This is a genomic window from Aquirufa antheringensis, from assembly GCF_023921165.1.
GTDB classification, from domain to species: domain Bacteria; phylum Bacteroidota; class Bacteroidia; order Cytophagales; family Spirosomataceae; genus Aquirufa; species Aquirufa antheringensis.
In genome coordinates, this window is record NZ_CP049835.1 from 227,814 (window position 1) to 248,261 (window position 20,448).

The 20,448-nt window shown below is 41.8% G+C and carries 20 protein-coding genes and 3 tRNA genes; 1 reads left to right on the plus strand and 22 read right to left on the minus strand.

What is annotated here, in order from left to right:
- Nucleotides 1–56: 56 nt before the first annotated feature.
- The 6 genes from G9X63_RS01065 to G9X63_RS01090 form a co-directional block, all read right to left on the minus strand.
- A tRNA-Thr gene (locus tag G9X63_RS01065) sits at nt 57–128 on the minus strand.
- A gap of 94 nt (nt 129–222) precedes the next feature.
- A tRNA-Gly gene (locus G9X63_RS01070) sits at nt 223–295 on the minus strand.
- 47 nt (nt 296–342) lie between these two features.
- Nucleotides 343–425 (minus strand) — tRNA-Tyr (locus G9X63_RS01075).
- 102 nt (nt 426–527) lie between these two features.
- On the minus strand, nt 528–1,703 hold the full coding sequence (locus G9X63_RS01080) for an outer membrane beta-barrel protein (RefSeq protein WP_252623386.1): 1,176 nt from the start codon (nt 1,701–1,703) through the stop codon (nt 528–530).
- Nucleotides 1,704–1,707: 4 nt separating this feature from the next.
- Entirely contained in the window at nt 1,708–2,412 is a 705-nt protein-coding gene (locus G9X63_RS01085) for a hypothetical protein (RefSeq protein WP_252623388.1), read from the minus strand.
- Nucleotides 2,409–2,957, minus strand: a complete 549-nt coding sequence (locus G9X63_RS01090) for an RNA polymerase sigma factor (protein ID WP_252623390.1) — start codon at nt 2,955–2,957, stop codon at nt 2,409–2,411. Before G9X63_RS01090 ends, G9X63_RS01085 begins: the two co-directional genes overlap by 4 nt.
- A 103-nt stretch (nt 2,958–3,060) precedes the next feature.
- Here G9X63_RS01090 and murI point away from each other — a divergent pair, with 103 nt between their 5' ends.
- A complete protein-coding gene (gene murI, locus G9X63_RS01095; RefSeq protein WP_130923074.1) occupies nt 3,061–3,867 on the plus strand; it encodes a glutamate racemase in 807 nt (268 codons plus the stop codon).
- On the opposite strand, the gene G9X63_RS01100 is transcribed toward murI, so the two are convergent.
- From G9X63_RS01100 to G9X63_RS01175, 16 genes are all read right to left on the minus strand, one after another.
- On the minus strand, nt 3,868–4,158 hold the full coding sequence (locus G9X63_RS01100; RefSeq protein ID WP_130894762.1) for a hypothetical protein: 291 nt from the start codon (nt 4,156–4,158) through the stop codon (nt 3,868–3,870).
- Nucleotides 4,151–4,684, minus strand: a complete 534-nt coding sequence (locus tag G9X63_RS01105; protein ID WP_130894763.1) for a DUF420 domain-containing protein — start codon at nt 4,682–4,684, stop codon at nt 4,151–4,153. The genes G9X63_RS01100 and G9X63_RS01105 overlap by 8 nt, the downstream gene beginning before the upstream one ends.
- Nucleotides 4,685–4,687: 3 nt before the next feature.
- Nucleotides 4,688–5,404 carry an SCO family protein gene (locus G9X63_RS01110; RefSeq protein WP_130894764.1) on the minus strand — a complete coding sequence of 239 codons (717 nt, stop codon included), beginning with the start codon at nt 5,402–5,404 and terminating at the stop codon, nt 4,688–4,690.
- Nucleotides 5,405–5,425: 21 nt separating this feature from the next.
- A complete protein-coding gene (locus tag G9X63_RS01115) occupies nt 5,426–5,740 on the minus strand; it encodes a cytochrome C oxidase subunit IV family protein (RefSeq protein ID WP_130894765.1) in 315 nt (104 codons plus the stop codon).
- A gap of 19 nt (nt 5,741–5,759) precedes the next feature.
- Nucleotides 5,760–6,527 (minus strand): cytochrome c oxidase subunit 3, encoded by a 768-nt coding sequence (locus G9X63_RS01120; protein ID WP_130894766.1) that lies wholly within the window; start codon nt 6,525–6,527, stop codon nt 5,760–5,762.
- 10 nt (nt 6,528–6,537) lie between these two features.
- Complete coding sequence (locus G9X63_RS01125; protein WP_130894767.1) at nt 6,538–7,116, minus strand: cytochrome c oxidase subunit 3; 579 nt, start codon at nt 7,114–7,116, stop codon at nt 6,538–6,540.
- Nucleotides 7,117–7,119: 3 nt separating this feature from the next.
- Complete coding sequence (gene cyoE / locus G9X63_RS01130; protein WP_130894768.1) at nt 7,120–7,968, minus strand: heme o synthase; 849 nt, start codon at nt 7,966–7,968, stop codon at nt 7,120–7,122.
- The gene (locus G9X63_RS01135) at nt 7,969–8,862 is read right to left on the minus strand and encodes a COX15/CtaA family protein (RefSeq protein WP_252623393.1); all 894 of its coding nucleotides are present in this window, start codon (nt 8,860–8,862) and stop codon (nt 7,969–7,971) included.
- A 68-nt stretch (nt 8,863–8,930) separates the two neighbouring features.
- On the minus strand, nt 8,931–10,823 hold the full coding sequence (locus G9X63_RS01140) for a cytochrome c oxidase subunit I (RefSeq protein ID WP_130894770.1): 1,893 nt from the start codon (nt 10,821–10,823) through the stop codon (nt 8,931–8,933).
- 31 nt (nt 10,824–10,854) lie between these two features.
- Nucleotides 10,855–11,949 carry a cytochrome c oxidase subunit II gene (locus tag G9X63_RS01145; protein ID WP_130922703.1) on the minus strand — a complete coding sequence of 365 codons (1,095 nt, stop codon included), beginning with the start codon at nt 11,947–11,949 and terminating at the stop codon, nt 10,855–10,857.
- Between the two features lie 28 nt (nt 11,950–11,977).
- Nucleotides 11,978–13,339: a quinol:cytochrome C oxidoreductase gene (locus G9X63_RS01150; RefSeq protein WP_252623396.1), complete on the minus strand. Its 1,362-nt coding sequence runs from the start codon at nt 13,337–13,339 to the stop codon at nt 11,978–11,980.
- Between the two features lie 34 nt (nt 13,340–13,373).
- Nucleotides 13,374–13,982 carry a c-type cytochrome gene (locus tag G9X63_RS01155; RefSeq protein ID WP_130894773.1) on the minus strand — a complete coding sequence of 203 codons (609 nt, stop codon included), beginning with the start codon at nt 13,980–13,982 and terminating at the stop codon, nt 13,374–13,376.
- A gap of 25 nt (nt 13,983–14,007) precedes the next feature.
- Entirely contained in the window at nt 14,008–14,526 is a 519-nt protein-coding gene (locus G9X63_RS01160) for a DUF3341 domain-containing protein (protein WP_252623399.1), read from the minus strand.
- 33 nt (nt 14,527–14,559) lie between these two features.
- Nucleotides 14,560–15,960, minus strand: coding sequence for an NrfD/PsrC family molybdoenzyme membrane anchor subunit (nrfD, locus tag G9X63_RS01165; RefSeq protein WP_252623402.1), 1,401 nt, complete (start codon nt 15,958–15,960; stop codon nt 14,560–14,562).
- A gap of 30 nt (nt 15,961–15,990) precedes the next feature.
- Nucleotides 15,991–19,038, minus strand: coding sequence for a TAT-variant-translocated molybdopterin oxidoreductase (locus G9X63_RS01170; RefSeq protein WP_252623405.1), 3,048 nt, complete (start codon nt 19,036–19,038; stop codon nt 15,991–15,993).
- A gap of 45 nt (nt 19,039–19,083) precedes the next feature.
- Entirely contained in the window at nt 19,084–20,292 is a 1,209-nt protein-coding gene (locus G9X63_RS01175; protein WP_236633152.1) for a cytochrome c3 family protein, read from the minus strand.
- Nucleotides 20,293–20,448 lie beyond the last annotated feature (156 nt).

Below are 20,448 nucleotides of genomic sequence, written 5' to 3' on the forward strand. Positions count from 1 at the left end.
ATTTAGTTATAAAAAGTTTCAAATGTACGCTTTACTACGGCCTTGCTTAATTGTAGAGCCTTTGAGCAGGATTGAACTGCCGACCTCTTCCTTACCAAGGAAGTGCTCTACCACTGAGCTACAAAGGCATAACCTTGCGGCCTCTTGTTAACCTCTTTCGATTAACGAAAACAAAAATATCGCTAAGAGGGATTTCTCCCTTAGCAACATTTTGTATTTCTGAGCGGGAGACGGGGCTCGAACCCGCCACCTATAGCTTGGAAGGCTATCGCTCTACCAAATGAGCTACTCCCGCTTGCTGAATCCTCCTGTAAAAAGGATTCAAGGTAATAAAAAAAAATGTGGGGACAGATGGATTCGAACCACCGTAGGCATTCACCAGCAGATTTACAGTCTGCCCCATTTGGCCGCTCTGGTATATCCCCTTCATTTATGCTTTCAGTGTAACGTTCCACTGAAATAGTTCGCAAAAGTAGCTCATTTTTTCATTTCCGCAAACACATCCGTGAAAAATTTCTAATAAATTTTTACAATAATCGGATTCCAAAGGCTAATCCGCGCATTTCTGGACCTTTACCTGGCTCAAACAGTGGACTCAAATCATAACTAAAGAATAAATCTGGGAAGTGACGCAGCGCAAATTCGGCTCTCACACCATATCGGAAGGGATTTACGTATAAATTACTCGTCTCTTTACGCAAGTTTCCACTCTCTTCTTCGATTGCTTTAGTCCAGGTATCGATGCGATACGACACATATCCACCGATAGCGATCATTTGGATAGCTGATTTTTTGTCAAAAGAGAAGTGTGGCATAATAGGCAAAGTAAGGTAAGAAACGCTCATCTTGTTCTTGCTCATAGCCACTTCTTTTCCGGTAGAGGACGTAATGGTTGTGAATTGCACGCTATTAGGCCCTTTTGTCGCGATGCGGTTATGGTCAAAACGGAAGTTATACCAATCGATTTCTAAACCATAGCCTAAACGGAAGGCTGATTTTTTGCCCTCTGAAAGTGTCACGAAACGGGAGATTTCAATGCTCGCATACCGCGATCCCATAGGATCTAACGTAAAGTTAGGAACGTAAGCAGGTGCTCCTGGGTAGGGGACGGCCACTTCTGTTTCTCCCCCTGGCAGCGCATTTAAACCTAAATAGAAGTTTAAACCTCTTCTGCTGTATAAATTTGGGCGCTTGATTTTAGTAGAATCCTTTCCCCAAATCACTTTGGTCACTTCATTCCCCTCTCGGTGGTATACCCCATCCCAAGTCACGTGCGTCTCTTCGTTACCATCTTTCACGTGTACACCATCTAATCCGACGCGTACTTCTTCTTTGCCAGAAGATGCTATGCTAACACCACTTGGTTTGGCCTTCATATTAATTTCAGATTTATATTTAACGCCGGACTTTAGAATCCCGATTTTCACCGAACTATTTCCAATTCGAACGGAAAGACTACTATCTCCATCTGAATCTGTTTTAATGGCTTGTCTAATATTTTGCCAAAGACTATCCGTCAACACGAGACCTTTTTTATCAAAGGCCATTTCTAATTCCTCTCGAAGGGTACGATTAGCCGTCTTCGCTCCCACTATGGTTTGGTTTCTTTTGTCAATTTTTAAAATCAAGGAATCCTGTCTTTCTTTTGCAGAAAGGCTGAATACACTTACTAATAGGCAGATAATAGCGATGAACTTTTTCATATAATTATTGGATTTGTAATGTGCGTTTTAAATTTTCTTCTGTTTTTACGTAGGTATTTGCTACGGTGTGTATGCTGTTTTCAAAAGAGGCGTTACCCTCTTTTAGTTTTTGCCAGTTCACAGGTTCGCCATCCAAGGCTTGTCTGATTTCGCCCACGATTTTTCCGAACAAAGATTTTCTGCGTTTTTGCTGTGTAAAAGCAGGCTTCACTTCTTCTTCTTCAATAGGGTCAATGTCCAGGCGGACTGTGACAATCTCTGGTGATTCATCCTTCTTCTCTGTGGCTGGAACCGTGGCAACGATTTCTTCTTTGGGAGATTCTTCTACCACATTTACGGGAGATTCTTCCATCGATACCCGCTCAAAACGAGCTTTCGTAAAAGTGGATTCGGTAGCTTTGGTCGGAACTATCAATGCTTCAGAGACAGAGGTTGCGGCTTTTTCCACAGGGGCTTCTGTTTTTTCGATGACACGTGTCACCTCTACGGCTCCCTCTTCCAGTGCAGGATTCCAATTCCAGCTCAGACCCAGCGCCAGCAATAGCATCGCTGCCGCCGCCCAATAGATTGGGAAGCGACGAGAAGGCTTCTCTTCTAGCCTCTCTGGCAACCTCTCTTCTAGGCGCGACCACAATCCCTCAGGGATGTCCTCGGATTTGTTTGAGAGTTGCTCTCTCCATTTTTCCTCTACAGAATTCCAATTTTTCATAACTGTAAGGTGATTAGTTGATTTTGTAATAAAGCTCTTGCTCGTGATAACTGTGATTTAGAGGTCCCTTCTGAAATAGCTAAAAGCTGTGCAATTTCCGCGTGGGAGTAGCCCTCTATGGCGTATAAATTAAAAATAGTCCGGTAGCCAGTGGGCAAGGAGGCGATCAATTGTTCGATTTCTTGTAGGCCTAATTGCATCAATGTATCGTCTGGATGCGCTAAGTCAAAAGCCACATCGATGTCGACCGGATAGCGGTCTTTGTTCTTTCGAATGGACATCAGGGCCTCGTTGACCATGATTTTGCGAACCCAGCCTTCGAAACTACCTCCGCCTTGGTATTGGTCTAGTTTCGAGAATACTTTGACAAAACCCTCCATTAAGGTGTCTTCCGCTTCGGAGGTATTGGAGATGTAGCGCTTCACCACGGAGAGCATCTTTCCTGCCATTTTTTGAAACAAGGCCTGTTGCGCTTGCCGATTGTTATTTCGGCAGGCGGCGATAAGCTCGATTTCAGAAGTAAAGGAAGGTAAACGTGTACTCAAGTGTTTATTTTGTTATTCGAATGCAAAGATGGCACAAAGCGCTAAATGGTTGCGTGAGTTTGAAAAGAATTTCAAAATTCCGTTCTTTGTTGAAATTAATCGTATGCCAAACGCAGCGCCCATCGGGATTTTTGATAGTGGAATTGGAGGATTGACTCTGGCGCATGCCATCACGGAGTTGATGCCGCAGGAGAATATTATCTATTTTGGAGATACGGCGCACTTGCCTTATGGTGATAAATCGGCGACGGCGATTCAGGCCTATTCGGTGAAGATTTGCAATTTGCTATTAGAGAAGAATTGCAAGCTGATTTTAATCGCGTGTAATTCAGCTTCGGCGGCGGCTTACGATTTAGTGAAGGCCTATGTGGGTACGAAGGCCAAAGTCGTGAATGTGATTGACCCGGTAATTGCGTATTTGGACCAAAACTGGGAAAACAAAACCCTCGGTTTAATTGGAACAAAGCAAACGGTGAACTCCGGGATCTATGCAAACAAGGCGGAAGCGCTGGGAAAGCATATTCAGGTGAAATCTTTGGCAACCCCTTTACTAGCCCCCATGATCGAGGAAGGCTTCTTCTCGAATTCCATCTCAGAGCACATCATCAAAGAATACTTAGCGCAACCTACCTTACAAGGAATTGAGGGATTAATTTTAGGCTGCACGCACTATCCGTTGATCAAACCTCAAATTGATGCGTATTATAAAGGGAGTATTCCCGTCATTGATACATCGATTATTGTAGCCGAAGAAATCAAGCGAATCTTAACCGCGGAAGATATGTTGCATGAAGGGAAGGAGTCGACGCGTCAATTCTATGTGTCTGATTACACGGATTCCTTCGAAAAGTCTACCCAAATCTTCTTTGGAGAGGCCATCAAGCTCACACTTTATCCTATCTGGGATTAATTAGGACTGGCTGCTGAAAAGTTGAGAGACTTTTTGACGTAGCTGTAATTTAGCTAGGCGGGCTTGTTGCTCTTGCTTGCTTTGGCGAAACCATAAAAAAGCAATCGCAGCTACGATTAAATAGGGAGCCGCTAATAAATACAAGATTCCCGTATTCAAACCTGTCGCAATGTTAGAGCGACCATTCGAAATGGTACTCTCTACCGTCGTCCGGCACATCGCACACTGTGCAACCGCATCGATTTGCGTCAAAACAAGAATCGCTGCCAAGAGGAATATTTTCTTATACATAGTAAGGTGAGATCATTAGATATACGATAACGCCAGAAATAGATACATATAACCAAATGGGGTAAGCCCATTTTACCGTTTTTTTGTGCGCATCAATATCGCCAGTCAAGGCATGGTAAAGAGCCAATAATACAAGGCGCACCACCCCGATAGACAAAAAGATATGAGAGGCTAACAAAAATAAATAGATTCCTTTTATGAGACCTTCTCCTCCAAATTTGGTAGACTCATTCGCTACATGGTACAAAATATATAAAACAAGGAAAACGGCTCCCTGAAGTACTGCCGCGCCCATCGCTTTGCGATGTCCCCCGATATTTTTACGCTTAATTGCGATCAAGCCCACTAGTAAACTTAGCGCAGTAGTCGAATTAATTACCCCGATAAAATGAGGCAGCATTTTTGTCCAATCTCCTAAAGGTAATTTAGTGGGCAAAGATAATAGGCCTGCAACAGCTAGGGGAATAGCAATGGAAATGACATTAATGATTAAATTATTCTGTGGTGATTTGGTCAATTTCAACATAATTTATTCGTTTGAATAGATGCTTTTCAATACTTTAATCTCAACTAACAGTCGATCCACCTCTTTTTTATCCGTTCCGTCATAAAACCCACGGATAATTCCCTCTTTGTCTACTAGTACTAACCGTTCCGAGTGGATAAATGTTTCATCTGGATTCTTGATAGCTGCGTCATATTCGGAAGCATCCGCTAAAGGAACGTGGAATCCTTGTAGGACCAACGGATAAATAACCTTCTTTTCCCCTGTCAAAAAATGCCATTGCCCCTTGTTCGCGTCAAAGCGTTTTGCATAGGCAGCTAGCTTTTCAGGTTGATCGAATTTAGGGTCTACCGAAATGGATAGCAGTTTTACTTCAGGATCTTCATGAAAAGTATCTTGTACGCGACTTACTTGCGAAGATATTTTAGGACAAATGGTTCCGCAACGGGTAAAGAAGAAACTGGTGACGTAGATTTTGCCTTTTAAGTTGTTCGAATCAAAGGGCTTACCCGTCTCGTCAAGGAGAGTGAATGAGGGAATCGTTTGGAAAACCGTATCCATCTCTGCTTCATTCCAGCGAGGATTCAGGCGCTTGGCCATTTTGATTTCTCCCGTTGTGGAATCGATGGCTGGGACATAGCGTGGAAGACTAAAATGGTTTGTGCCAAAAGTCTTAAGCCCTAAATAAACAAAGACAGGCACTATTAATACGAGAAATAATATGCCTGTCTTTTTATTCATTATCCAAGAAGGAAATTAAAATCAATATAAGTGACCACCTTCGTAGATCAAGGCTACTAAAAGCCATACTACGAAAAGTGTAGGGATTAATACTGCCCAAATCAAGGATTTTACTTCATGCTTTAAGTGCATGAATTCTCCTACGATATAAAAGGCTTTAACGATTGTCATTCCACAGAAGATTGCCACACGCAAGGTGTTAGCAGGCATTGTGAAAGCAATAACGAATTCAATCGCCGTTAAAATCAATAAAATCCAAAATGTTTTCCAAATCGCGCCTGTATTAGGAGCTGGAATTTCTTTTTCTGAGGTTCCGTGTGCTACGTGCGAAGCCATATATAATTAGGTTATAAGATTAAACTAAATAGAAGAAGGTAAATACGAATACCCAAACTAGATCGACAAAGTGCCAATATAAACCTACTTTTTCTACCATTTCATAATGTCCTCTGCGCTCATACACACCCGTAGCTGCGTTAAAGAAAATCAAGACATTCAAAATTACTCCAGAGAATACGTGTGTTCCGTGGAAACCTGTAATGAAGAAAAATAAGTCTGCAAATGCAGGAGGGCCGTATGGGTTACGAACGAGGTTCGCCCCTTCAATAGGAGTGCTAACGCCATCCACGATTTGCTTAGCTGCTAATGTTAAATCTTCTGGACCGTGGATAAAGTGTGACCACTCCCACGCTTGAGATCCCAAGAAAGTAAAACCACCAATAATAGTCCAAAGCATCCACTTTTCTACATCCTTGCGGTCACCACGGTGTCCTGCTTCTACCGCTAATACCATCGTTACAGAGGAAGCAATTAAGATGAATGTCATAATACCAACGAATACTAAAGGCAATGACATCCCGTGCAAGAACGGAACGGCTTCAAAAACTTTTTCTGGAATTGGCCAGTGAGTCGTAGAGAAATAGAAATCGGTTGGAGCGCCTTCCCATGCTGGTTGGCTAAAACGAATCATTCCGTACGTGATCAAAAGGGCAGAGAATGTGAAGGTATCCGATAAAAGGAAAAACCACATCATCAATTTTCCATAACTAGCTTTAAGGGGCTCAGAACCGCCTTGCCATGTTAAATTTTCTGGAACCGCTGGGGCAGCGTGTGCTACTGACATAGGTATAAGCTTAATTGTTAATCAATAAAAATACAAATAAATAAAGCCACAATGCATCTAAAAAATGCCAATACGTGGCACAAATCTTAATTTGGGTCAATTGCTTCGCGTTTATCTTCAATCTAAAGGCAGCCACTAAGGCGAAAATTAGAACGATTAGGCCTGAAACAAGGTGTAAACCGTGTAAACCAGATAAAACGTAGACAAAAGAACCGGATGGATTACCTACAAAAAATACGTTCATCTCCACTAATTGGATCCAACCATAAAATTGCATTACTAAAAAGAGTAATCCGAGCACAAAAGTAATAGAAATACTTATTCGAAGTGCATTAAATTGGTCTTTTTTTGCAGCTAATAGCGAGTAATGCATGGAAAGGCTACTCAAGATTAATACGCCTGTGCTGTAGGTGAACAAACTGGGCATTTGGAATTCAACCCAGTTACCTTCGGCCTTGCGCACTAAGTAAGCAGACGTGAAAGCTGCAAAGAGCATGATGATGGAAACGATAAATAACCACATCGTGAAAACTTTAGGATTAATCGAGCGTGTTTCAGCTGGTTCGATGGTATTTTGTTGTGCGTTCATGATTTAAACTTTATCAAATAATAAGGCAATTTGTATGATGATTAAATAGAAAAACGAGCCAAACATCATCCACTTCGCTGCCTTGTCTGTGGGGCGCATCATGAGGTAAAAGGTTTGGCATAAAAACAGAATCCCCGCTACCACCGTGATGATCGCAGATTGAATTCCAGTAATGTGCAATAAATAGGGCACAAATCCCAAGGGCACTAAAAAGAGCGTATAAATCATGATGGTGAAAGCCGTTTTAATGTCCTTCTTACCATCATTAGGTAACATCTTGAACCCAGCTTTGCGGTAATCCGCATCCGCCACCCAGGCAATCGCCCAGAAGTGTGGAAACTGCCAGAAAAATTGAATCGCAAACAAGATACCCGGTTCCCATCCGAAATGTCCCGTCGCAGCTACCCATCCGATCATGGGAGGAAAAGCCCCCGGGAAAGCTCCTACAAATACAGAGATAGGTCCCACACGCTTTAGCGGCGTATACACATAGCCATAAAGGATATAGGAGATAAGGCCGATCAAGGCCGCTTTCCAGGTGAAATAGCTCAATAGGGCTAAAGCGACGACGGCAAGAACATAACCGAAATTACGGGCTTGCTCCGGCGTTAAAGTCTCCGTTGGTAAAGGTCGTTTCGCGGTACGCTTCATCAACTTATCGAGTTCAATCTCTTTTAATTGATTCACGATGTTTGCCGCTCCTGTCAGGACGAATCCAGCTAGAGAAATCAAGAAAATTCCCAGTGGTTTATGTTCAATAGGCGCTAATAAATACCCGAACGTCCCGGAAAAGGCTACCGTCATAGATAGTCTCGATTTTAAAAGGGCGATATAAGGTTTTATAGACGACATTTAGGCGTTTTTAGTTTGTATCCATGAGCTGATGTGCCAGCCAATTAATACCAATGAAATCAATAGATGTACTGCTTGGCTACCTAAAGGTAATGCGAAGTAGGCCATCAAAATTCCGGTTCCTAGGGAAATACCGATTAAGACTAAAACGCCTTTTCTATAATTTTGTAGCGAACTTTCTGCTAATTTCTTCCAAAGGACCAGGTGGCAAATCAAGATCACCCAAGAGAACGTTCTGTGAATGATGTAGCCGAAATCTAGGTTAGTGACCCATTGGTCTTTGGCCCCTTCTCCCAACGCTTTTATCACGTGATCCATGTTCTCCCGCACTTGTGTGCCTAAGATGATTTGGACTAAAACAACAAGCAAACTTAGCCCAATCCATAGGCGATTCTTCAGAGGTATAACTTCTGATGAATAATGATTGTTTAAAGCTTTGATTAAAAAATAGATGACTCCGATGGATAATAACATGTGGGCGGTAACAACGCCCGGTAGTAGAAACGAGTCCACCACATATTTGCCTAATACGGCGTTCGCTAAGATTAATACTAAACTTGCCAAAGTAGGCAAGAACACTTTTCCCCCTTCTTTATAGGCTAAGGCAGTCGTAATTAAAACGATGATTCCGGTCAAAGCACCTAGCAAACGATTGATGTATTCAATCCATGTCTTTGTGGCATTAAACTCCACCTCGCCATGTAGCTTATCTTGGTAAATGACTTCGTAATGTAGTGGTAATTCCTCGACTTTAGTGGGAGGGATGAAGCGTCCAAAACATTTCGGCCAATCCGGGCATCCCATTCCTGATCCTGTGCTGCGTACGATTCCGCCGGCAAGGATGAGCAAATAAATGCTCAGGAGTGATAGGATTGCGAATTTTCTAAAGGCCATTTTTGGGGTAAAAAAAAGATGCATCTAAATGAGATTCATTCGGATGCATCTTTGATTGTCTAGGTTAATTAACGGTTATAACTCTCGTTTTGCGCGCCTAATAAACCATCGATATCTTTTTCTTTTGCAATTTCAGCGTCTTCTTCTGGAAGGTTAGAGCTTTTCGTTGCAGAGAAAGGTACGTTTTGTGGAATGAAGTCTACATCAGAACCTGGCTTAGAGTAATCATATGGCCAACGGTATACTGCTGGAATTTCTCCTTCCCAGTTCCCGTGACCCGGATTCACTGGAGTAGTCCACTCTAAAGTAGTCGAGTTCCAAGGATTTTGTGGAGCTTTCTTTCCTTTAAAGATCGAATAGAAGAAGTTCCAAGCAAAGATCGCTTGTGCCGTAAAGGTGATGATGGCTGCAATCGAGATGAATGCGTTCATATCTGTAAAGGCAGCTGCTCCATCATTTCCTACCGCTGTAAATGAGTAGTAACGACGAGGGAAACCTGCGATACCGATATAGTGCATTGGGAAGAATACCATGTACACACCCACGAATGTAAACCAGAAGTGAATATAACCTAACGTTTTGTTCATCATGCGACCGAACATCTTAGGGAACCAGTGGTAAACACCTGCCATCAAACCGAAGAAAGATGCTGCACCCATTACAAGGTGGAAGTGAGCCACTACGAAGTAGGTATCGTGTAAGTTAATATCTAATGCAGAGTTACCTAAAATGATACCAGTCACACCACCCGAGATGAATAAGGATACAAGGCCGATAGAGAACAACATCGCTGGAGTAAAGATCAAGTTACCTTTCCAAAGTGTCGTAATGTAGTTGAACGCTTTCACTGCAGATGGTACCGCAATGATCAAGGTTAAGAACATAAACACCGAACCTAAGAATGGATTCATACCCGTTACGAACATGTGGTGAGCCCATACAATGAACGCAAGAACCGTAATACCCATCATAGAACCGATCATCGCGCGGTATCCGAAGATAGGCTTACGAGAGTTCGTTGCAATGATCTCAGAAGTCATACCTAAAGCAGGTAATAATACGATGTATACCTCAGGGTGACCTAGGAACCAGAACAAGTGTTGGTACAAGATAGGTGAACCTCCCATGTTAGGTAAAGCTTGTCCCTGAATGTAGATCTCTGATAAGTAGAACGATGTTCCGAATGAACGGTCAAAGATTAATAATAAAGCCGCAGATAATAATACTGGGAATGATAATAAACCTAAGATCGCTGTAAAGAAGAATGACCAAATAGTCAATGGCATCTTTGTAAACGTCATACCACGTGTACGTAAGTTAATGACCGTACAGATGTAGTTAATACCTCCCATTAAAGAAGATACAATAAAGAAAGTCATGGCCGTTAACCACAAGGTCATACCTAAACCAGAACCTGGCATTGCTTGAGGCAAGGCAGATAATGGAGGATAAATTACCCAACCACCTGATGCAGGACCTGTCTCGATAAATAATGACGAGAACATAATGGCAGACGATAAGAAGAAGAACCAGTAGGATAACATATTAATGAATCCTGAGGCCATGTCTCTCGCTCCAATTTGCAATGGAATTAAGAAGTTAGAGAACGTTCCAGAAAGACCCGCTGTCAATACAAAGAATACCATGATGGTACCGTGCATGGTAACGAGCGCTAAGTAAAACTCTTTATCTAATTTACCACCTTCATCGATCCACTCTCCTAAGATAGGGCGTAACCAATCTAATTGCATTTCAGGGAAACCTAATTGCAAACGGAAGATGATTGATAAGGATCCACCAATGAACGCCCAGATAATACCTGAGATCAAGTATTGCTTAGCGATCGTTTTGTGGTCCGTAGAGAATACGTACTTTGTCCAAAAATTTAGCTCATGGTGCTCATGCTCATGATCGTGTGCATGGGTGTGAACTTCTTCAGCGTGTGATGTTGCAGTTGACATATGAATTTATTTTCTTCTGTTCTTAATTAAATTAGTTTACACTTACCGCTTCTGCCGCAGGTGCCGCAGCACTATCGACCGCTACTGGCTCAGCAGGAATATACTTGCTAGCCTTTGCTTTTAAGTTGTCTGGTACTTTCGCTAAGTACGTAGGGTTCGTAGCTAAGAAAGGCTTTTGTTCTGCACACCATTTGGCATAATCCTCTGGTTCGTCTACAAAAACAGTAATCGCCATACCAAAGTGACCACGGCCACAAATTTCTGTACAGTTTAACTTATAGTTGAAATCTTTCTTGCCTAATTTAGCGCGCATTTCGTCAGTTGACATATTTGGCGTGAACCAGAACTTAGTAGGCATACCTGGAACCGCATCCATCTTCACACGGTGGAAAGGTAAGTATACCGAGTGTAAAACGTCTTGTGCGTGAATCTTTAACAACACAGGCTTTCCTTTAGGAAGGTGAAGTTCTGTAGCTGTAAAGTCGTCAAAAGAGTGCTTATCTGTAAAATCGATACCGATATTGTTCGTTTCGTCGATTAATTTGTAATTGTAGTTACCTAATTGGTTATCATCTACACCAGCATAACGCACATACCATCCGAATTGGTGACCTGTGATTTCGATTACTACCGCATCACTTGGCGCTTGAGAGGTGATATCTCTCCAAGTTCTCCAACCCGTGAATACTAAGATGGCCATGACGATCGCAGGAATAACCGTCCAAATTAATTCTAACTTGTGGTTTACTGGATAGAAAGTAGCCTTTCTGTCTTTATTGTAACGGTATTTGAAGGCGAAGAACAATAACAACGTGTTCGTTGCAAAGAAAGCAAAGGTAACTACAGCCATCGATACCCAGAACATGCTATCTGTTCTTAGACCGTGTTCAGATGCAGCAATAGGTAAGAAATCTGGTTTCGCTACCATAAATGACCATACTCCTGCAATAGTACCCAATGCCCAGAAAATAATCATTCCGTAGGCATTCGCATTGTTGCTTGAATCTAAAGCTTCTCCTGTATTCTCGTTTGCAGCTAAAGACTTATTCAACTTAATACTTTTGCTGATGACGTTAATCGCAAGAGCAAAGAAGATAACTGATAAAAGACCTATTAGGTAAAACATAATCGTTATTTTAAGACAAGTTCAAAAATTAAATATCGTGGTGTAATGCTTCTGGCAAGAATGGGTGGTTTTTCGCCACTAAACTTGCTTTCGTTAATTCTCCAGAGATGACATAAATAAACGCTGAAGTAAAAACAGTAACCATTCCAAATTCTACTAAACCGTAACCGCCATGTTTACCTACAACACCTGGCATAATCATTTGGTAGAAATCTATATAGTGACCAGCGATAATTAAGAAAGCAGCGATCTTCAAGAAGATACGTGTTCTCTTTGCATCACGTGTCATTAGAACTAAGAAAGGTAGCAAGAAGTTTAGGATTACCATTAAAATTTCTGAGCTTTTATAAAGTTTATCATATCCTTCCCAACGCTCTAAGAAATAAATGGTTTCTTCCGGTAAGTTAGCATAGTAAATCAATAAGAATTGCTCAAACCATACATAGGTCCAGAAGATTGAGAAAGCAAACATGAACTTACCTAAATCATGTAAATGGTTTTCATTTACATAGCCCATTAGGCCTTTATCCTTTAAGAATAAAATCGTCAAAACGATCACCGCATAGGTTGTCACGTGCCAGGAGGAGAACATATACCAACCGAACATCGTTGAGAACCAGTGGGTATCAATTGACATTACCCAGTCCCAAGCGAAGATCGAGCTAGACGCGCCGAAGATCACGATGAACGCTGTACCGATTTTAACTAATTGGGTGAAGTATTCAGTTCCGCCATTCAAATCCTCTTCTAATGATTTTTTGCGTAACATGTTCCAAAGAAGGATCCACAATCCGCCAAATACAACTAAACGAATTAAGAAGAAGTTTTTGTTCAAGTAACCTGACTTGCCAGCAATGATTTTGTCATAATTAGCACTTCCTACTTCTGTTACACCATGGTGCATCCAGTGGAAAATAACATCTCCTTTGAAGAAGAAAGTTAAGATCAAGATAGGTAAGGAGATATATAAGAACTTAGGGAAAGCCTCAGGTACACGCTTCATCACTGATGACCAACCTGACTTAGTTAAGTATTGTAAAGAAACGAAGAACATACCTACTACAGCAATACCTGTAAAGAATACAGCATTCAACCAAACGTTCGCCCAAACGCGATTCATCCAATTGTAGTGCTCTTCCGCTTCTGGTTGGTGTGAAACTGCGCCACCTGAAAGGTGCTCTGCCGCTGCTTCGTGTCCTGCTTTCGCTGCCTCATGTCCTGCTGCTGCTACTTCGTGACCACCTGCTTCTCCTTTAGATAAAAGATAAATACCAATAACTAAAGCAACAACGCCTGCAATGAAAGCATATATGATTCGCTTTTTACCTTCTGATGTGAAGTCAAAATGCTCTTCTACGTTTGCTGGGGAAAAATGTGAATGTCCCGCCATCTTGTTCTCTATTTTAATTTAAATGAATTTGATCTTATTGTTTTTGTAACTCATGTACATAAAGTACGATTTTCCAACGATTCTCTGAGGAAATCTGTGAGCCATGTGGCCACATACGGCCTTTACCGTGCGTAATAACGTGGTAGATATGTCCATCGTTTACGTCTTTCAAGGCATCGCTTGAGTAAACAGGAACACCTTTGTATTGTTTGGCTACTAAACCGTCGCCTTTTCCTCCTTCACCATGGCAGTGTTGGCAGAAACGCTCATATTGTAATTTACCTGCTTCGATATTCTCTGGAGTGGCAGCTAATGGGTTTTTTAACAAGGCCGCAGAGTAGGATAAACTGTCGTTAGGGACTGTTTTTGCCAATAATTCTTGCGCTAAGAACGCTTGTTGAATGCTATCTGCACCTGTATATTTTTTACGAGAAACCGTACCTGCTACTGGTAAACGCATATTCATCCCGTAAGGGTTGATTTTATTCGTATCACCTTGCAGTTGGGTCATTGGTTCGTAACCTACTGAATTGTACATATTAGGCGCAAACTCTGTACCTGTATCATTATGGTCATCTCCACAAGATAATAGCCCTGCTGTTAGGCCGACTACTAAAGTGAATTTATGAATTGAATTGAACATATCTTCTTGAGAATTATTCGTTTAATTATTTAACATTTACTTCGATTGCTCCAGACTCTTTCAAGGCTTTCTTGATATCATCAGCACTAACTTTGTTCTTATCCAAATTGATAGCCATAACGAATTTATCATCTGTCGTACGGATATCTAATGGAAGAGTCTTGTTACCTGGCCATAAATCATTCGAGATACAGAAAGTGGATACAAGGCCAAAAGCCGTGAATAACACCGTTCCTTCAAAGGCGATCGGAATCCAGTTAGGCAGTGCAAAGAAATCCTTACCACCAATGATCATAGGCCAATCGAATACCATCGTGTAGCTAATCAATGAAAAGGCACAGATCATTCCTAAAGTACCGAACATAAAGGCAGCGATAGGTAAACGTGTACGCTCATGTCCTACGGCTACGTCTAATCCGTGAATTGGAAATGGAGAATATACATCTTCTACTTTGATTCCTTTCGCTTTTACTTTGCCTACAGCGTGTAAAACCTCATCCTCATCATCGTATACTCCCAAAATGTAGTTAGTTGTCGAACTCATATTGTTTTAATTTCGAATTTGCTTAATAGAAAATTACTCCTCTGTTTTTTTAGTTGGCTTGATTCGTTTGATCGTAAATTCTGTCGAAACGCCTTTCATTACGGATTTCACTTCCGCCATATTTACCACCGGTAAGTATTTAGCGAACAAGAAGAATAACGTAAAGAATAAACCGAATGAGAAGATGTAATCACCGATATCATACATTGTAGGAGAGAACATCGCCCAAGATGAGGGTAAGTAGTCGCGGTGTAAAGACGTCACGATAATTACGAAACGCTCAAACCACATACCTACGTTTACCACGATAGATAAGAAGAAAGAAACCATCAAGTTCGTACGGATCGCTTTAGACCAGAACAATTGTGGAGAGATTACGTTACATGTCATCATCATCCAATAAGCCCACCAATATGGACCCGTTGCACGGTTAATGAAGGCATAGCTTTCATATTCCACACCTGAGTACCAAGCAATGAAGAATTCAGTTAAATAAGCGATACCTACTACTGAACCCGTTACCGTGATAACGATGTTCATCATTTCGATATGCTCAATCGTGATATAGTCCTCTAATTTGAAAACCACACGTGTGATTAACAATAGCGTTTGTACCATCGCGAAACCAGAGAAGATTGCACCTGCCACGAAATACGGAGGGAAGATCGTCGTGTGCCATCCTGGGATAACAGACGTTGCAAAGTCCATGGATACAATCGTGTGTACAGAAAGTACAAGAGGAGTAGAGATACCTGCTAAGATTAAAGACATGTATTCATAACGTGCCCAAGTCTTAGAAGAACCTGTCCAGCCTAAGCTGAAGAAACCATACCAGAATTTACGTCCTGCTGTCGTTGCACGGTCACGAATCGTTGCCAAATCCGGCACAAGACCCATATACCAGAACAATAAAGAAACAGATAAATACGTAGAGATCGCAAAAACGTCCCATACTAACGGAGAGTTAAAGTTAACCCATAAAGAACCGAAAGCATTTGGAAGTGGTAAAGCCCAGTGAGCTAACCATGGACGACCCATGTGCGCTAAGATGAACGATGCAGCACAAAGTACGGCAAAGATCGTCATCGCTTCCGCTGAGCGGTTGATGGAAGTTCTCCATTTTTGACGGAATAATAATAATACGGCAGAAATCAAGGTACCCGCGTGACCGATACCAACCCACCAAACGAAGTTAGTGATATCCCAAGCCCAACCTACGGTCTTATTTAATCCCCAAACGCCAATACCTTGCCACCAAGTGTAGAAAAGGCAATAAGCACCATAAATGAATACAAGACAAGAGATCCCGAATGCAATTTTCCATTCTTTGGTAGGTTCTCCCTCTACTTGCTTGCAAATATCGTGGGTAACATCGGAATAAGATTTTCCACCAGTAACTAGTTTCTCTCTTATGGGTGATACAACGTGCGACATATTTTTATTTACTGTTTTACGATTAAAAAATTATGCTTCTTTCTTAGCATCCTTGTTACGAACTTTCTTCAAGTAAGAAATATTAGGCTTCACGTTAATCTCTTCGATTACGTGGTAAGCACGTCCTTCTTTCTCTACTAATAATAATTTAGAGATCTCAGATGCTGGATCGTTCATATCTCCAAAAGTAATCGCGTTTGTAGGGCAAGATTGAGCACAAGCTACTTGAATTTCTCCATCAACTGGACGGCGTTTCTCTTTCTTCGCTTCTAACTTGCCAGCTTGAATACGTTGAACGCACATCGAGCATTTTTCCATCACTCCACGAGAACGAACGGTTACGTCTGGGTTGATGACCATACGTCCTAAGTCGTTGTTGAAGTTGAAATCGAAGTCATCAGTTTGGAAGTAACGGAACCAGTTGAAACGACGCACTTTGTATGGGCAGTTATTTGCGCAATAACGTGTACCAATACAACGGTTATAGGTCATTTGGTTTAGACCCTCTGTCGAGTGAGTCGTTGCTAATACTGGACAAACCGTCTCGCAAGGAGCGTTGTTACAGTGCTGGCATAACATCGGTTGGAAAACTACCTCTGGATTATCAGACGCAATTTCTAAACCTTTCAAATCTTCTACCTCAGCGTCAGATGAGTAATAACGGTCGATACGCATCCAGTGCATCTCACGACGGTTAATAACCTCTTGACGACCTACGACAGGAACGTTGTTTTCTGCATTACATGAAACCACACAAGCAGAACATCCTGTACAGGTATTTAAATCGATCACCATACCCCACGCGTGGTTATTGTATTCGTGACCGTTCCAAAGCGTTAAATCAGTCGCATCTTTTTCTCCTTCAGACGTTTTCACGCGAGGAGTGAAGCTACCTGCTTTTGCATCTTTCGCAAAGTCAGCTAACACCGTCTCTTGAACGACTGCTTGACGTGCCATCACCGTTTGGTGTGTTTGCGTTTGAGCGATATCTTTTGTGTCGCCCGTTGCTGTGATAGAAACACCTTGCGTACAAGTTCCTACACAAGCTCCATTGATTTCAGAAATGAATGGATAAGCGTTTACACCCACACCGTCCGCAGATTTACCTGCCTTTGTGCGACCGTAACCGATCGCAATAGCGATGGTATCTTGAGCTTGGCCTGGTTGAACTAAAACAGGAAGAGATACTTTGTATCCTTTCGCGCTTACTTCCACTACATCACCTTGCTTTAATTTTAATTTAGTCGCAGTTGGTTGCGAAATAGCCGCATAATTGTCCCAGCATGCTTTAGAAACTGGCTCAGGGAATTCTTGCAACCAAGGGTTGTTTGCTTGAGAACCTGTACCTAAACCTACTTTTTCATAAACTGTAATCTCTAAACCAGTAGAAGAAGCCGTATATGCTTTGCTAATCGCAGCAGCCGATGCATTCACATCAACGGATGGGCTAGCAGAAGAAACAGTAGCAGTCGTTGGTTCAAATACACCATCGTGTAATGCATTGTTCCAAGCTACTTTACCACCTTTTAAGATGTTTTTCTCCCAGTTGCTCTCTAAGTAGGCTGCAAAATCAGCTGACAAACCTGCCCAAGTTAAGAAACTTGATTGTGCTTGACGTGTTTTGAATATCGTAGAGATCGTAGGTTGTGTTAAGGAATAGAAACCAGCTTTAGGCTCTGCATCATTCCATGATTCTAAGAAGTGTGAATCTGGTGCGATGAATTGACATAAGGAAGCCGTTTCATCAGCGCGATCGTTTGTTGCTAAGCTTAAACCAACTTTCGGAAGAGCAGCTGCTAGAGCGGCACCCATTGGGTGGTTGTAGACTGGGTTTGCATTGTAGAAGATAACGGCTGCGATTGAACCCGCACCTGCTTCTTTAATGAAGTTAGCCATTGCCATGTCGTTACCTTGACGGTAGTTAACAGCTAAGCCAGTATTGATCGTTGTGCCATAAGCGCCTACTAAAGCGTTTGTAGAAGCAATAATTTTTTGAACCTCTGGGTCATTCGAACCAGCTACGATGATAGAAGCTCCTTTAGAAGCGACTAAATCCTTCGCTGCTTTCTCTAAGTGATCTACTTTAACCGATGCACCTGCGATAGTCGCAGCTCCAGTTAATTTAGCCACCGCGTTGTATAAGGCAACCGCTACTAAACCTTCTTGTGATGGTTTGTAAGCTGCACGGTAATCTGCGTTAGCGCCTGTATTTGATAGGATGGTCTCAAATTGGTAGTGACGAGACATGTCTTTTTTGCCTCCTTTTTCAGAGCTAACACGGCGAGTGATCGCCCATTGTGCAGCAAATTCAGTAGGAGCAATCCAAGAACCTAAGAAATCAGCACCTACAGAAACAATTGTTTTTGCTTGGCTGAAATCAATGTTAGGTAAAACGCCACCGTGTGCTTGTGTTAAACCATAAGCTGGGTTTGCGTCATACGTAATATGTTGTGTTGTTGGGTATTTCGCTGCGAAATCTGCAATCACTTTCTTCGTAGTAGGAGAAAGGATGGTATTAGAAACGATGCGGATTTGACCACCTTTGGCAGCCACCTCTGCTAATTTAGCAGTGAATTCTTTATCTAAAGAAGCCCAATCCGTTGCTTTACCAGCAGCTTGAGGACCTTTTAATTTTTCATTATCATATAGACTCAAAACAGAAGCATGTGCACGACCAGAAAGTACACCTTTCGAGATAGACGATGATTTGTTTCCTTCGATTTTGATCGGACGACCTTCACGTGTCTTTACTAAGATAGAAGCATAGTCGCCTCCGTCTGTGTAAGTAGACGCGTACCAGTTAGCGATTGTAGGCTCTACATCTTCAGGTTTGTTCAAGTAAGGAATGGTATTCTTTACCGGAGACTCGCAAGCTGCTAAAGAAACAGCCGCTACTCCAAAACCTAACATCTTTAGAAAATCACGACGATGAGTCCCTGCTCCATCTACTAAAGAATCTCCTTTAGCATCCGTTTCAGATGGCATATTGCCAAACTCATTGTGGATATTTTTGACAAACGATGGCTCATTGGTTAACTCCTCAATCCCTTTCCAATACCTCTTGTTCGAATTTTCCATATAATCTTTCTTATTCAGACTAAAATTGAATCTATTTTATTTCTATTAATAGTGACACTTAGAGCATTCTAAGCCACCGATGTTTTGCACTTTCAAAGGAGTTTTGCTGTCCTTGTTGTGAACCTCTACTAATTTGTCGTAGTAAGCGTTACCTTTTGCATTCACGTCTGTTTGACGGTGGCAATCGATACACCAACCCATCGTTAAAGAAGAACGTTGCTCTACTACTTCCATTTTTTCGATCTCACCGTGGCAGTTTTTACATTCTAAGCCACCTACGTTTGTGTGTTGTGAGTGGTTGAAGTAGGCCAAATCAGGTAAGTTGTGTACACGCACCCATTGGATAGGTTCGTCTTTTTCTAACGCTTTGTAGATTTTTTGAATCTCTGGAGACTCACGCTTGATCGCATTATGGCAGTTCATACAAATATTTGCCGATGGAACGTTAGCTCCTTTGCCTTCGTAAACACCTGTGTGGCAATAGTTACAGTTGATTTGGTATTGACCTGCGTGTAATTTGTGCGAAAATTTAATCGGTTGCTCTGGTGCATATCCTTGGTGGATACCTACACCATAGGCTGCATCAATCGTTGCTTTACCACCTAATAATAAGACCAAAACAATTATTCCTGTCTTTACCGCAGAATTAGCTGCTAAAGACTTAGCATTCTCCGATACTCTTTCGAAAAAAGACTTGCTTGGATCTGCTTCAGCTGCCTTCGATAATTTGCTTAATGAATTAACGATCGAAAGTAAGGCGATTAATACGATGACCATAATGATCAATAAGCCTACTAATAGCACTTCCATCATTCCTCCAGACGATTGAGCCGCCGGAGCCGCCGCACCTGCTGCTGGAGCTGCACCTGCTGCCGGAGCCGCTGGAGCTGCATTAGAAGCATCGATGTAAGCGATAATTCCTTTGATTTGCGCCTCTGAGAAGTTCGGATAAGGTGTCATAGCAGCCTTATTAAACTTATTGTACAAGTCATTTGCGTACTTGTCTCCTGAAGCGATTACTGCTTGTGGATTGTGTACCCATTTAACGATCCATTCGATCGGACGACGCTCGCTAATTCCCTTTAAACCAGGTCCTACCAAAACTTCATCAGTGGATGCGTGACAAGCCGCACAGTTGTTTTTAAATAGTGTTTCGCCTTCTGCTGCATCCTGTGCGAGCATTGCTGTCGTTGAAGCAATTAAGAATAAGAAGGAAAATAGAAACTTAACGAGAGTTAATTTTTTGCAACACATAAATATAGATTTTCTCATATTAATTCAGTCCGCAAAACTACAATTCGATTTTTTAGGAAACAATTAATTCTCTATTCAATTTTTGTATTTTTTTAATCGGATTTATTATTTAGAATTTTTCAAAATAACGCTTCAGGACATTAATTGAATTATTTT